The 12,504-nt window shown below is 62.5% G+C and carries 10 protein-coding genes and 1 pseudogene; 6 read left to right on the top strand and 5 right to left on the bottom strand.

Annotated features, from left to right (window positions below; genetic code table 11):
- Nucleotides 1-16: 16 nt before the first annotated feature.
- The 4 genes from NUH87_RS02370 to argH are packed head-to-tail and all read right to left on the bottom strand — an operon-like array spanning nucleotide 17 to nucleotide 4,018.
- The gene (locus tag NUH87_RS02370; protein ID WP_338524545.1) at nucleotides 17-835 is read right to left on the bottom strand and encodes an ABC transporter substrate-binding protein; all 819 of its coding nucleotides are present in this window, start codon (nucleotides 833-835) and stop codon (nucleotides 17-19) included.
- A 39-nt stretch (nucleotides 836-874) separates the two neighbouring features.
- On the bottom strand, nucleotides 875-1,639 hold the full coding sequence (locus NUH87_RS02375; protein ID WP_040067236.1) for an amino acid ABC transporter ATP-binding protein: 765 nt from the start codon (nucleotides 1,637-1,639) through the stop codon (nucleotides 875-877).
- A gap of 20 nt (nucleotides 1,640-1,659) precedes the next feature.
- Complete coding sequence (locus tag NUH87_RS02380) at nucleotides 1,660-2,538, bottom strand: amino acid ABC transporter permease (RefSeq protein WP_338524546.1); 879 nt, start codon at nucleotides 2,536-2,538, stop codon at nucleotides 1,660-1,662.
- A gap of 49 nt (nucleotides 2,539-2,587) precedes the next feature.
- Nucleotides 2,588-4,018 carry an argininosuccinate lyase gene (gene argH / locus NUH87_RS02385; protein WP_338524548.1) on the bottom strand — a complete coding sequence of 477 codons (1,431 nt, stop codon included), beginning with the start codon at nucleotides 4,016-4,018 and terminating at the stop codon, nucleotides 2,588-2,590.
- A gap of 307 nt (nucleotides 4,019-4,325) precedes the next feature.
- On the opposite strand from argH, the gene NUH87_RS02390 reads away from it, so the two are divergent.
- Nucleotides 4,326-5,297, top strand: a complete 972-nt coding sequence (locus NUH87_RS02390) for a LysR family transcriptional regulator (protein ID WP_338527057.1) — start codon at nucleotides 4,326-4,328, stop codon at nucleotides 5,295-5,297.
- Between the two features lie 39 nt (nucleotides 5,298-5,336).
- On the opposite strand, the pseudogene NUH87_RS02395 reads toward NUH87_RS02390, so the two are convergent.
- A pseudogene (locus NUH87_RS02395) lies at nucleotides 5,337-5,474 on the bottom strand (type VI secretion system contractile sheath small subunit); the annotation flags it as partial.
- Nucleotides 5,475-5,969: 495 nt separating this feature from the next.
- On the opposite strand from NUH87_RS02395, the gene NUH87_RS02400 reads away from it, so the two are divergent.
- From NUH87_RS02400 to fdhE, 5 genes are all read left to right on the top strand, one after another.
- Nucleotides 5,970-6,725 (top strand): TetR/AcrR family transcriptional regulator, encoded by a 756-nt coding sequence (locus NUH87_RS02400; protein WP_338524549.1) that lies wholly within the window; start codon nucleotides 5,970-5,972, stop codon nucleotides 6,723-6,725.
- A 124-nt stretch (nucleotides 6,726-6,849) separates the two neighbouring features.
- Entirely contained in the window at nucleotides 6,850-9,915 is a 3,066-nt protein-coding gene (gene fdnG / locus NUH87_RS02405; protein ID WP_338524550.1) for a formate dehydrogenase-N subunit alpha, read from the top strand.
- Complete coding sequence (fdxH, locus tag NUH87_RS02410; protein WP_338524551.1) at nucleotides 9,915-10,856, top strand: formate dehydrogenase subunit beta; 942 nt, start codon at nucleotides 9,915-9,917, stop codon at nucleotides 10,854-10,856. Before fdnG ends, fdxH begins: the two co-directional genes overlap by 1 nt.
- Nucleotides 10,853-11,506, top strand: a complete 654-nt coding sequence (locus NUH87_RS02415; protein ID WP_338524552.1) for a formate dehydrogenase subunit gamma — start codon at nucleotides 10,853-10,855, stop codon at nucleotides 11,504-11,506. The genes fdxH and NUH87_RS02415 overlap by 4 nt, the downstream gene beginning before the upstream one ends.
- 4 nt (nucleotides 11,507-11,510) lie before the next feature.
- Nucleotides 11,511-12,434, top strand: a complete 924-nt coding sequence (gene fdhE, locus NUH87_RS02420; protein WP_338524553.1) for a formate dehydrogenase accessory protein FdhE — start codon at nucleotides 11,511-11,513, stop codon at nucleotides 12,432-12,434.
- Nucleotides 12,435-12,504 lie beyond the last annotated feature (70 nt).

The following is a 12,504-nucleotide window of genomic DNA, read 5'->3' on the forward strand; positions in this document are numbered from 1 at the left end:
GAGTGGCGGCTCCCGGTTACTGGCCCTTGTTGACGGCGATGCTGTCGACGGCACCCACCGACAGGTCCCATTTCTTCAGGATGGCCTGGTAGCTGCCGTCGGCGATCATGCTTTGCAGGGCGGCCTGGACGGCATCACGCAATGCCTGGTTGTCCTTGCTCACGCCGATCCCGGTGAACTGCACGACCATCGGTGTGCCGATGATATTGAAGGTGTTCTTCTCCTGGTTCGCGAGGTATGGCAGGGTCTCGCTGCCTTGCACGGCAGCGTTGATGCGGCTCTGGCGCAGCTGCGCGCGGGCGTCGGCCGAACCTTCGGTGCCGATGACCTTGATCGGTTTGTCGGCCGGGCAGTGCGCACTGCTCCAGGCGGCGATTTCCGCCGGGAAGGTGGTGCGACGGCTGGTACCGACAGTCTTGCCGCAGATGTCGGTCATCTCCTTGATGTCCTGGTTCTTCACCAGGGTGTAGAACTGCGAACCGCTGGTGAAGTAGTCGACGAAGTCCACCGCCTTCTGCCGTTCGGCGGTGTCGGTCATGCCCGAGAGCACGATGTCCACGCGCTTGGTGGTCAGGGCGTTGATCATCTGTTCGAAGGAGGTTTCCTGCCATTTCATTTTCACGCCCAGGCGCTGGGCCAGTGCGTTACCCAGGTCGAAGTCGACACCGGTGAGTTCGTTGTTGGCCGGGTCCTTGAAGTCCATCGGCGGGTAGTTGGGCATGATCGCCGCGACGATTTCGCCCTTGGCCTTGATGCTGGCGGGCAATTCGGCGGCCCAAGTGAAGCTGGAAGCCATCAGGCCGGCGAGTACAGCTGGGATAACGTAGTTCTTCATGGACGTTCTCTTATGAATGTTGTGAAGGTTCAGGGAAACCTAGGTTCGAACGGCAGAAATGAAGCTTTGGGTGCGCGGGTTTTGTGGGTTTATTAGAAGTTCTTCGGGGCTTCCTTCCTCCACGATCTGGCCGCCGTCCATGAACACCATGCGGTTGGAGACTTCGCGGGCGAAGCCCAGTTCATGGGTGACGACGATCATGGTCATGCCGGTCTGCGCCAGGTCGCGCATCACCGACAGCACCTCTGCGACCAGTTCCGGGTCGAGTGCCGAAGTGGGTTCATCGAACAGCATCAGCTTGGGCCGCATCGCCAGGGCCCGGGCAATGGCCACCCGTTGCTGCTGGCCGCCGGACAACTCGATGGGATAGCTGTCGCGCTTGTGCGCCAGGCCGACCCGGGCAAGCAACTCCAGGGCCTCCTCGACCGATTCCTTGGGCGAGCGCTTGAGCACCTGGACCGGGCCTTCGATGATGTTTTCCAGCACGGTCATGTGCGGAAACAGGTTGAAGCGCTGGAACACCATGCCGGTGGCCAGGCGCTGGCGGGCGATCTGCGCTTCGTTGAGCTCATGCAGCTTGTTGCCGGCGATCCGGTAGCCCACCAGTTCGCCGTCGACCCAGAGGCCGCCCTTGTCGATCTTTTCCAGCTGGTTGACGCAGCGCAGCAGGGTGCTCTTGCCGGAACCGGAGGGGCCGATGATGCACAGCACTTCGCCTTGCTCGACTTCGATGTTGACGTCCTTCAGGGCGTGGAAGGAGTCGTAGTATTTGTTCAGGCCGACAGCCTTGATGATGCTTCTCATGTTCGAATTCTCCAGGACACTTACGAGCGCTTGCCGGCGCCGCGGGCAAAACGCAGTTCCAGGCGGCTCTGACCGAAGGACAGCACGGTGACGGCGACCAGGTACCAGATGCCGGCCACGATCAGCAGCTCCATCACCCGGGCGTTGGCGTAGTAGATGTTCTGGGCGTTGTAGAGCAGTTCCGAGTACTGGATCACGCTCGCCAGGCTGGTCATCTTGACCATGCCGATGAACTCGTTGCCCACCGGCGGGATGATGATGCGCATGGCCTGGGGCAGGATGATCCGGCGCAGGGCCTGCAGGCGTGGCATGCCGATGGACTTGGCGGCTTCATACTGGCCGGTGTCCACCGAGAGCAGGCCGGCACGCACCACCTCGGCGGTGTAGGCGCCCTGGTTGATGCTCAGGCCCAGCAAGGCGGCGACAAACGGGGTCATCAGGCTGACGGTGTCGAGCTGGAACAGCCCGGGAATCCCGATGCTCGGGAAGATCAGCGCCAGGTTGAACCACAGCAGCAACTGGAGAATCAACGGCGTGCCGCGGAACAGCCAGGTGTAGGTGATCGCCACGTAGCGCAGGATCGGGTTGGCGGACATGCGCATGATCGCCGTGATCACCCCGAACACCACGCCCAGGACCATGGCCAGGATCGCCATGATGATGGTGTTCAGCAGCCCGGTGAGAATCGCCTTGGCGGTCAGGAACTGGCCGATATAGGACCATTCGATCTGGCCCTGGGCAAAGGCCCGGACCAGCCCGGCCAGGGCGACGACGATCAGGGTGGCGAAGAGGATGCGTCCGTAATAGCGCCGCGGTACATGTTCGTACTGGGTGATATCGAACTGGTTCTCGGCCTGTTTGCGCTCGGCTTGCAAGCGTTCTGCCTGGGATTGACTCATGGTGTTTCTCCGTACACGGCGCCGGGGGCGCCGTCTTTGTTTCTGGCGTTCAGGAAAGACGCAGGCCGTTGTATTCGGCGGCCCATTGCCGTTGTGCTTCGAGCGCGACCTTCAGCCGGGCAATCTGTTCGCGAACCTGCTCCGGTGCGGTACCGCCCCAACCGCTGCGAGCGGCGATGGCGGCTTCCAGGGTCAGGCTGTCGCGGACTTCAGGTGTCAGCCGCGGATCGATCTCGGCCAGTAGCGCCGGGCTCGCCTCCCAGAGTTCGAGGTCGCCGGCTTCACAGGCCTTGACCAGCGCACCGGTGATTTCATGGGCCTCCTTGAACGGCACACCGCGCACCGCCAGCCAGTCGGCGACTTCGGTGGCCAGGGTGAAGCCCAGGGGTGCCTGACGCCGCAGCTCCTCGACGTTGACCGTCATGGTCGCGACCATCCCGGCCATGGCCGGCAGCACCAGCAGCAGGGTGTCGACGCTGTCGAGCACACCGTTCTTGTCCTCGCTCAGGTCGCGGTTATAGGACAGCGGCAAGGACTTGAGGGTCGAGAGCAACCCGGTCAGGTTGCCGATCAGGCGCCCGGCCTTGCCCCGCGCCAATTCGGCGATATCCGGGTTTTTCTTCTGCGGCATGATCGAGCTGCCGGTGGCGTAGGCGTCGTCCAGCGCCACCCAGCGGAACTGCCGGGACGACCACAGGCAGAACTCTTCGGCCAGGCGCGAGATATTGATCCCGAGCATGCTGGCGACGAACAGGAACTCGGCGACATGATCGCGGCTGGCCACCGCATCGATGGAGTTCTCGCAGACGCCGCGGTAACCCATCTCCCGGGCCGATTGCTGCGGCTGGCGAGCGATGGCCGAACCGGCCATGGCCGCCGCCCCCAATGGCGACAGGGCGGTGCGGGCATCCCAGTCCACCAGGCGCTGGACGTCACGCAACATGGCCTGGGCATGGGCCAGCAGGTGATGGGCGAAGACGATCGGTTGCGCCTGCTGCAGGTGGGTGAAGCCGGGGCAGATGCTCTGCACATGCTGCTCGGCCTGATCGACCAGCGCCTGTTGCAGGGCCAGGACTTCCACCGCCAGGGTGCGCACGTGGTCACGCAGGAACAGGCGCAGGTCATTGGCGGTCTGGTCGTTGCGCGAACGTCCGGCGCGCAGCTTGCCGCCCAGGGCGCCGAGGCGCTCGGTCAGCAGGCGTTCGATGAAGGTGTGCACGTCCTCGTCGTCCTGGGTCGGGGCGACACAACCGGCGCGAAAGTCTTCGCCGATACGCTCCAGGGCCTCGACCATGGCTCGGGTCTCCTGCTCGTCGAGCAGGCCGGCACGTTGCAATTCGTGGGCATGGGCCCGGGAGCCGGCAAGATCATAGGGGGTGAGGCGGAAATAGCGTTCCGGGCAGCGGGAGAGGGCGGCCAGGGCGGCGGACGGCCCGCTCTTGAAACGGGCGCCCCAGAGACGGTCGGTGGCTTGAGCCATTGTTGTTTTCCTCACGCAGATGAAGGGTTCGACACACGACCGCCGCCAGCCGTCCGGGGAGGGGCAGGGTCATGCGCTATCAGGAGGGCAGTTACGAATCCTTGTAGAAGCAGCCGCTCGACGCTGGTGGCACCTACAAGTACAAAAGAATGGCTTTTAAACGCTTGCAATCAGCGACTTGTGGCTGATTTGCAAAAAACAGCGGTGGTTGCCAAGCCTGGTTTTCTGTGTTCATTATTATTGACCGGCGACGTTTTTCTAGTGGAGCTAAGCCTGTTGAATATGCAGTTCGAGGTCAATAAGCATGATGGAAACCCAGCTTTCCAATTCTGGAAACCCGCCGCCGAAACCCGGACAACGAGCGCCCCTGGCCCTCAGTGGACTGGATTTCAAGTTACTCAAAGTGTTCAAGGCGGTGGTCGAGGCAGGAGGCTTCAGCGCGGCTCAGAATGAGCTGAATGTGGGACTTGCCGCCATCAGCAAGCAGATTTCCGACCTGGAAATCCGCATTGGCATGCGCCTGTGTACTCGGGGGCGGGAAGGCTTTTGCCTGACCGAAGAGGGCAGCCTGGTGTATCAGGCCTCGATTGACTTGTTTACCTCGGTCGATAACTTTCGGGATCGGCTTAGTTCAGCCCAGAATGAATTGATCGGCGATCTTAGTGTCGGCGTGGTGGACAACACTATTTCAGACATTAATTCACCGTTAGTTGCGGCCTTGCGTAAAATTCACGATGAGTCGCCGAAAGTAAGATTTCGCCTGCACGCGGCCCAGCTTGATGAAATCGAGCGCGGCGTGGTGGAGGGGCGTTATATCGCTGGAATAGTACCGGTGTATCAAAAAAGAGAAGAGTTTGATTATTTCTCGCTCTATGAGGAGCGCTCCGAGGCTTACTGCGGCGTCGGGCACCCCTTGTTTGATGCGGACGATGCGCATCACAGCGTGGAAGTGCTGCGTGAGCATGCGTTCGTCAACCACCGCTATGCGATCCATCGTGACAAGCTCGACTTTGTCACCTACGACAGTTTTTCCGCCTCGGCGTCCCAGGTGGAAGCCGTCGCCATGCTGGTCCAGACCGGTCGTTTCCTCGGCTTCCTGCCACAACACTATGCCGCACCATTGGTGGCCAAAGGCTTATTGCGGGCGTTGATGCCGGAGCGGGTCAGCTATCACACGGCCTTCAATCTGATCCTGCGCCACAATACGACGCGCAGCCCGCTGGTCAAGGCTTTCGCCCAGGCCCTGGGGGTAGATCTCAAGGCGCCGTTGCAAGGGTAATCGAGGACCGAAGGGCGCCGCAGTCGTCTCACGAACCCGTTTGCCCAATACCCGTTCGTGGACCTCATTGTTGAGCAGCACGCTTTCGATCACCCGTCGAAAACCGGGCTCGTCGGATAGCGGCCCCTTGAGGGCCACGAGTGCATCGCGCAGTGCCATCAACTTGTTCAAGGGGGGTGCCGGATTTGGCGCGGCGCAATCACCGGGACTTGACCCGAGCGGTCGCGCAGTCTGCGCCTCGATGATGGAAGGCCGGAGCGGGTCGCAATCATCATTGGACATGATGGGTTCTCTACAGAATGTGTGCACTGCGCCAGGAGAACACAGGGTAAAAAGCTCGACTCGTTTAGTCTAAAGCAGGCGTGGCTGGGTGCTAGTTATGAGCGGATTTTAATAGCCGTCATATTTACGGATATATATGTAGGAGCTTTCCAGAATGCCTCTTTGATTGTAGGTAAAGCCACCTCGATCAACAGCCCACCCACCTGCAAAAGCGAAGGCCTGTCGTTCCCGCTTCCAGCCCAGACAGAATGGTTTTCAAACACCCGATAAGCGCTGGCTTCCCCGCGCAGAGGCTTGCTTTCAAGGACTTTCGTAGGTATAAAAAATCAAATTTATTTTTAAAACACTGTTCATCCGGTCAGGTTTTCACCCTGCAAAGGCTCCTCACATATGGTCGCAAAGAAACTCAGTGCCCCCAATGTCACCAAGACCCGATTGCTGGATGCCGCGGAGGCACTGTTTATCAAATACGGCTACGACGCCGTGTTATTGCGCCAGATTACCGAACGCGCCCAGGTCAACCTGGCCGCGGTGAACTACCACTTCGGGGACAAGGATTCCCTGATGACCGCCTTGCTGATGCAGCGCCTGGGACCACTCAACGAACAGCGCCTGGAACTGCTGGCCAGATGCGAAGAGCAGGCGGACGGCCCGCTGGACTGCGAGACCCTGCTGGGGGTCCTGTTCGCCCCGGCGATGGGGCTCGAGCGCAGCGGCGACGGCGATGAAAGCCGCTCCTTCATTCGCTTCCTGGGCCGCGTCTACAGCGACACCTCACCCTTTATCCAGAAGTACCTGAAGGAACATTACCAACCGGTTTTCGAGCGTTTCTTCAATGCCTTCGCCCTGGCGCTGCCGGACATGCCGCGCAACGAAGTCGGGGTACGCCTGCAATTCGCCCTCAAGGCCATCTCCGGGGTGATTGCCGGGACCGAACTGCGCGTGTTGATGCAGGCCATGAGCCTGGGGCGCCCGGCCACGGATGCCGAAGTCATGGCCAAGGTGATCAGCCTGGTCTCGGCGGCCATCCATGCGCCCATGCAGGACCGTGACGCGGAGCAGGCGCTGGAGCGGGTGCTGCAAACCCAGCGTTCGATTCGCCAGCAGGGCGTGCCGATCACGGCCAGGATGGCCGGCAGGCCATAGTTCTCCGGCGTGTCATCCCGAGGCCGATGATCAGGTCACAGCGCACAATCGCCAATCTTGGCTAGAGTGAAACTGACGGCAACCGTGCCGCCAGCGTGATCGTTCATCTGATCGGGAGTACACGATGGATCTCAACCGTCGTCAGTTCTTCAAGGTCGCCGCCATCGGCCTTGGAGGCTCGAGCCTGGCCGCGCTGGGCATGTCCCCGGCGCCCGCCTTCGCCGAGCAAGTGCGCCACTTCAAACTCACCCATACCCATGAAACCCGCAACACCTGCCCCTATTGTTCGGTCGGTTGCGGGCTGATCATGTACAGCCAGGGTGATACCGCCAAGAATGTGGCCCAGGACATCATCCATATCGAAGGCGATGCCGACCATCCGGTCAATCGCGGCACCCTGTGCCCCAAAGGCGCGGGCCTGCTGGACTTCATCCACAGTCCCGACCGCCTCAAGTACCCGCAGGTACGCAAGCCGGGCAGCCGGGAATGGACACGGATTTCCTGGGATGAAGCGCTGGACCGCGTCAGCGACCTGATCAAGGCCGACCGCGATGCGAACTTCGTCGAGAAGAACGCCCAGGGGCAGACGGTCAATCGCTGGCTGACCACCGGCTTTCTCGCCGCCTCGGCGGCGTCCAACGAAGCCGGTTACCTGACCCACAAGGTCGTTCGCAGTCTGGGCATGCTGGGGTTCGACAACCAGGCACGTGTCTGACATGGCCCGACGGTGGCAAGTCTTGCCCCGACGTACGGCCGTGGAGCCATGACCAACACCTGGACCGATATCGCCAACGCGAATCTGATCCTGGTGATGGGCGGCAATGCCGCTGAAGCGCACCCCTGCGGTTTCAAATGGGTGACCGAAGCCAAGGCCCACAATCAGGCACGGCTGATCGTGGTCGACCCGCGTTTCACCCGGACCGCCTCGGTGGCCGACTACTACGCGCCGATCCGAACCGGCACCGACATCGCCTTCATGGGCGGGCTGATCAACTTCCTGCTGAGCGAGGACAAGATCCAGCACGAATACGTGCGCAACTACACCGACGTGTCGTTTATCGTCAAGGCCGGCTTCGGCTTCGAGGACGGGCTGTTCAGCGGCTACGATGCGGCCAGCCGCACCTACACCGACAAGTCCTCCTGGGGCTATGAGCTGGGCGAGGACGGTTTCGCCAAGGTCGACCCGAGCCTGCAGCACGAGCGCTGCGTCTATCAGTTGATGAAACAGCACTACAGCCGCTACACCCAGGCGCTGGTGAGTCAGACCTGCGGCATGCCCCAGGATGCCCTGCGCAAGATCTGGGACGAGATCGCCACCTGCTCGCAACCGGGCAAGACCATGACGATCCTCTATGCCTTAGGCTGGACCCAGCACTCCGTCGGTTCGCAGATGATTCGCAGCGCCGCCATGGTCCAGCTGTTGCTGGGCAACGTCGGCATGCCTGGCGGCGGGGTCAATGCCTTGCGCGGTCACTCCAACATCCAGGGGTTGACCGACCTCGGGCTGTTGTCCAACTCGCTGCCCGGCTACCTGACCCTGGCGTCCGATGCCGAACAGGACTACGACGCCTATATCGCCAAGCGCACCCTCAAGCCCCTGCGTCCGGGCCAGCTGTCCTACTGGCAGAACTACGGCAAGTTCCATGTCAGTCTGATGAAAGCCTGGTACGGCGCCAACGCCACGGCCGAGAACCACTGGGGCTATGACTGGCTGCCCAAGCTCGACAACCCGGGCTACGACATCCTGCGCATGTTCGATCGGATGGGCAAAGGCCAGGTCAACGGCTATATCTGCCAGGGCTTCAACCCGATTGCCGCGTTGCCCGACAAGAACCGGGTCACCGCAGCGCTGGGCAAACTCAAGTGGTTGGTGGTGATGGACCCACTGGCCACCGAGACCTCGGAGTTCTGGCGCAATGCCGGGCCGTTCAACGATGTCGACACCGCCGGCATCCAGACCGAAGTCATCCGCCTGCCCACCACCTGCTTCGCCGAGGAGGACGGTTCGCTGACCAACAGCAGCCGCTGGCTGCAATGGCACTGGAAAGGCGCCGAGGGGCCGGGGGAAGCCCGCACCGATGTGAAGATCATGAGCGAGCTGTTCCTGCGTCTTCGCCGGCGTTACCAGGCCAGTGGCGGAGCCTTCGCCGAGCCGATCCTCAAGCTCAGCTGGCCCTACAAGATCGCCGCCGAACCGTCGCCGGAGGAACTAGCCCGGGAATTCAACGGCTACGCCAGCACGGATTTCACCGACGCCACGGGGACTGCGATCAAGGCCGGCCAGCAACTGGCCGGGTTCGCCCAGCTCAAGGACGACGGCAGCACCGCCTCGGGCTGCTGGATCTTCTGCGGCAGCTGGACCGAGCAGGGCAACCAGATGGCCCGGCGCGACAACAGCGACCCCTACGGCATGAAACAGAACCTGGGTTGGGCCTGGGCCTGGCCGATGAACCGGCGCATCCTCTACAACCGCGCGTCCAGCGACCCCCAGGGCAAGCCCTGGTCGCCGGATAAACGCCTGGTGTGGTGGAACGGCAAGGCCTGGGTCGGTACCGACGTGCCCGACTACAAGCCCGATGTGCCGCCGGAAGCCGGGATGAACCCGTTCATCATGAACCCCGAGGGCGTGGCGCGCTTCTTTGCCGTCGACAAGATGGCCGAAGGACCGTTCCCGGAACACTACGAGCCGTTCGAAACCCCCATCGGCATCAACCCGCTGCACCCGGACAACAAGAAGGCCACCAGCAACCCGGCGGCGCGGATCTTCGACTCGGTCTGGGACTCGCTGGGGCAGGCCAAGGACTTCCCCTATGCCGCCACCAGCTACCGGCTGACCGAGCATTTCCACTTCTGGACCAAGCACTGCAAGCTCAGCGCCATTGCCCAGCCGGAGCAGTTCGTCGAGATCGGCGAAGTGCTGGCCAAGGAGAAGGGCATCGTCGCCGGCGACCGGGTGCGGGTCAGCTCCAAGCGCGGGCATATCGAAGCCGTGGCGGTGGTGACCAAGCGGATTCGTCCGCTGCAGGTCAACAACCAGGTCGTGCACCATATCGGCATCCCGCTGCATTGGGGATTCACCGGAGTGGCGCGGCACGGCTACCTGACCAACACCTTGGTGCCGTTCCTTGGCGACGGTAATACACAGACCCCGGAATCCAAGTCGTTCCTGGTCAACGTGGAGAAAATCTGATGGCCAGCCAAGACATCATTGCCCGTTCGGCGACCACCACGTTACCGCCCTCCGTGCGCCAGCAGGAAGAAGTGGCCAAACTGATCGACACCACCAAGTGCATCGGCTGCAAGGCCTGCCAGGTGGCGTGTTCGGAATGGAACGAGCTGCGCGACGAGGTCGGCCATAACCACGGCACCTACGACAACCCCCAGGACCTGAGTGCCGAAAGCTGGACCCTGATGCGTTTCACCGAGCATGAAAACGCCGCGGGCAACCTGGAGTGGCTGATCCGCAAGGACGGTTGCATGCACTGCGCCGATCCCGGCTGCCTGAAGGCCTGTCCCAGCCCGGGAGCGATCATCAAGCACGCCAACGGCATCGTCGACTTCGACCAGGACCATTGCATCGGTTGCGGCTACTGCATCACCGGCTGTCCCTTCGACATTCCGCGTATCTCGCAGAAGGACCACAAGGCGTACAAGTGCACGCTGTGCTCGGACCGGGTGGCGGTGGGGCTGGAACCGGCCTGCGTGAAAACCTGCCCGACCGGGGCGATTGTCTTCGGCAGCAAGGAGGACATGAAGGAGCACGCCGCCGAGCGCATCGTCGACCTCAAGTCCCGGGGTTTCGACCAGGCCGGCTTGTACGACCCGGCCGGTGTCGGTGGCACCCATGTGATGTATGTGCTGCACCACGCCGACCAACCCTCGCTGTACGCCGGCCTGCCCAACCAGCCGAGCATCAGCCCCTTTGTCGAGTTGTGGAAAGGCATCAGCAAGCCCCTGGGCCTGCTGGCGATGGGCGCGGCGGTGCTGGCGGGCTTTTTCCACTACGTGCGCATCGGCCCGCAACGGGTGGAGGAGGACGAGCATCCGGTGCCCACGGATAACGGTGTCCACCAGGTCGACCCCGGCGTGCATGTGTTCGATCCGAAAACCGGTGGGGAGCCACGGCCATGAGCGACAAGCCGATCCTGCGTTATACCGCCAGCCAGCGCACCAACCACTGGCTGGTGGCGATCCTGTTCTTCATGGCCGGCCTGTCGGGACTGGCGCTGTTCCATCCGTCGCTGTTCTGGCTCAGCCAGCTGTTCGGCGGCGGGCCCTGGACCCGCATCCTGCATCCGTTCATGGGTCTGCTGATGTTCGTGCTGTTCCTTGGGCTGGTGATCCGTTTCTGGCGGGCCAACGTCTTTATCGCCAACGATCGCCTGTGGCTCAAGCGGGTGGATCGGGTGATCCGCAACGAGGAGGAGGGTGTACCGCCGATCGGCAAGTACAACCCCGGGCAGAAGCTGCTGTTCTGGACGCTGCTGGCCTGCATGCTGGTCCTGCTGTTCAGCGGGGTGGTGATCTGGCGCGCGTATTTCAGCCAGTACTTCGGCATTGGCAGCATTCGCCTGGCGGTCGTGCTCCATGCGCTGGCGGCGTTCGTGCTGGTGCTGAGCATCATCGTGCACATCTACGCCGGCATCTGGATCAAGGGCTCGGTCGGGGCCATGCTGCATGGCTGGGTCAGCCGCGCCTGGGCGCGCAAACACCATGAGTTGTGGTATCGCGAAGTGACCCGTGGCGAGACCTCGACCGCCGAGCCACCGAAAAAGGGATAAGCGCTTGAGCACGATATTGGAACCTGGACAGATCGAGGCCTCGGCCAGCGCGCCGCCGTTCCTGAACCTGCCGCCAAAGGCGCTGTTCGCCCTGCGGGCCGCCCGGCTGGAGCAACTGGCGCCCGGGCATCCGTTGGCCGAGTACATCGGCCTGGTGGCCGGGCTTTGCCGGGTACAGCAGCAACTGCTGGAGCAACCGCCGACCACCGTTTCGCCTGATCCCGAACGCCAACGGCTGTGCCTGGAACATGGCCTGCCGCCGCTGGCCGCCGACAGCCTGGTGCGCGAAGACCTGTGGTTGCCTTGGCTGGATGCCTTGTTGTCAGGTGTTGCGGCCACAACACCTGCCGTACGCCAGGCCATCGGCACCTTGCAGGACAGCCACGCCGGACAACGCAAGGTCTGGGCGTTGGCCTTGCTGAGCGGCCAGTACGCCGGCCTGCCGGCGGCGCTGGTGCCGTTTCTCGGGGCCGCGTTGCAGGCGGCCTGGAGCCATTGGCTGCTGAATGTGCCGAACCTGGCACTGAAACCCTGCGACAGCCTGGCCCAATGTCCGGCCTGCGGTTCGCCGGCCATGGCCGGGGTGATCCGGCACCGGGGCAAGTTCAACGGCCTGCGCTACCTAGTGTGTTCGCTGTGCGCCTGCGAATGGCATGTGGTGCGGGTCAAATGCATCTACTGCGAACAGAGCAAGGGGCTCAAGTATCTGAGCCTGGGGGATGACAGCCATGCGGCTGGTCATGCGCCCCTGCGGGCGGAGATCTGTCCCGGCTGCAACAGCTATCTGAAGTTGCTCTATCTGGAAGAGGACGCCGAGGCCGAGGCGCTTTCGGCCGATATCAGCAGCCTGGCGCTGGACATTCGTCTCGACCAGGAGGGTTACCTGCGCCAGGCGCCGAATCTTTTGCTGGCACCTGGGGGCGATTGAACCGCCACCCTCGCTCCTACAGAGGGCAGCCGCGTAGGCCGGAGATTGGCGTCTACACTCAGGTTTTAGC

Origin of the sequence: Pseudomonas batumici (genome assembly GCF_036585405.1) — a bacterium.
Classification (GTDB): Bacteria; Pseudomonadota; Gammaproteobacteria; order Pseudomonadales; family Pseudomonadaceae; genus Aquipseudomonas; species Aquipseudomonas batumici.

Excerpts from the sequence above, each read along its gene's own strand:
- NUH87_RS02370 (WP_338524545.1), bottom strand. The coding sequence starts at position 835 with ATGAAGAACTACGTTATCCCAGCTGTACTCGCCGGCCTGATGGCTTCC.
- NUH87_RS02375 (WP_040067236.1), bottom strand. The coding sequence starts at position 1,639 with ATGAGAAGCATCATCAAGGCTGTCGGCCTGAACAAATACTACGACTCC.
- NUH87_RS02380 (WP_338524546.1), bottom strand. The coding sequence starts at position 2,538 with ATGAGTCAATCCCAGGCAGAACGCTTGCAAGCCGAGCGCAAACAGGCC.
- argH (WP_338524548.1), bottom strand. The coding sequence starts at position 4,018 with ATGGCTCAAGCCACCGACCGTCTCTGGGGCGCCCGTTTCAAGAGCGGG.
- NUH87_RS02390 (WP_338527057.1), top strand. The coding sequence starts at position 4,326 with ATGGAAACCCAGCTTTCCAATTCTGGAAACCCGCCGCCGAAACCCGGA.
- NUH87_RS02400 (WP_338524549.1), top strand. The coding sequence starts at position 5,970 with ATGGTCGCAAAGAAACTCAGTGCCCCCAATGTCACCAAGACCCGATTG.
- fdxH (WP_338524551.1), top strand. The coding sequence starts at position 9,915 with ATGGCCAGCCAAGACATCATTGCCCGTTCGGCGACCACCACGTTACCG.
- NUH87_RS02415 (WP_338524552.1), top strand. The coding sequence starts at position 10,853 with ATGAGCGACAAGCCGATCCTGCGTTATACCGCCAGCCAGCGCACCAAC.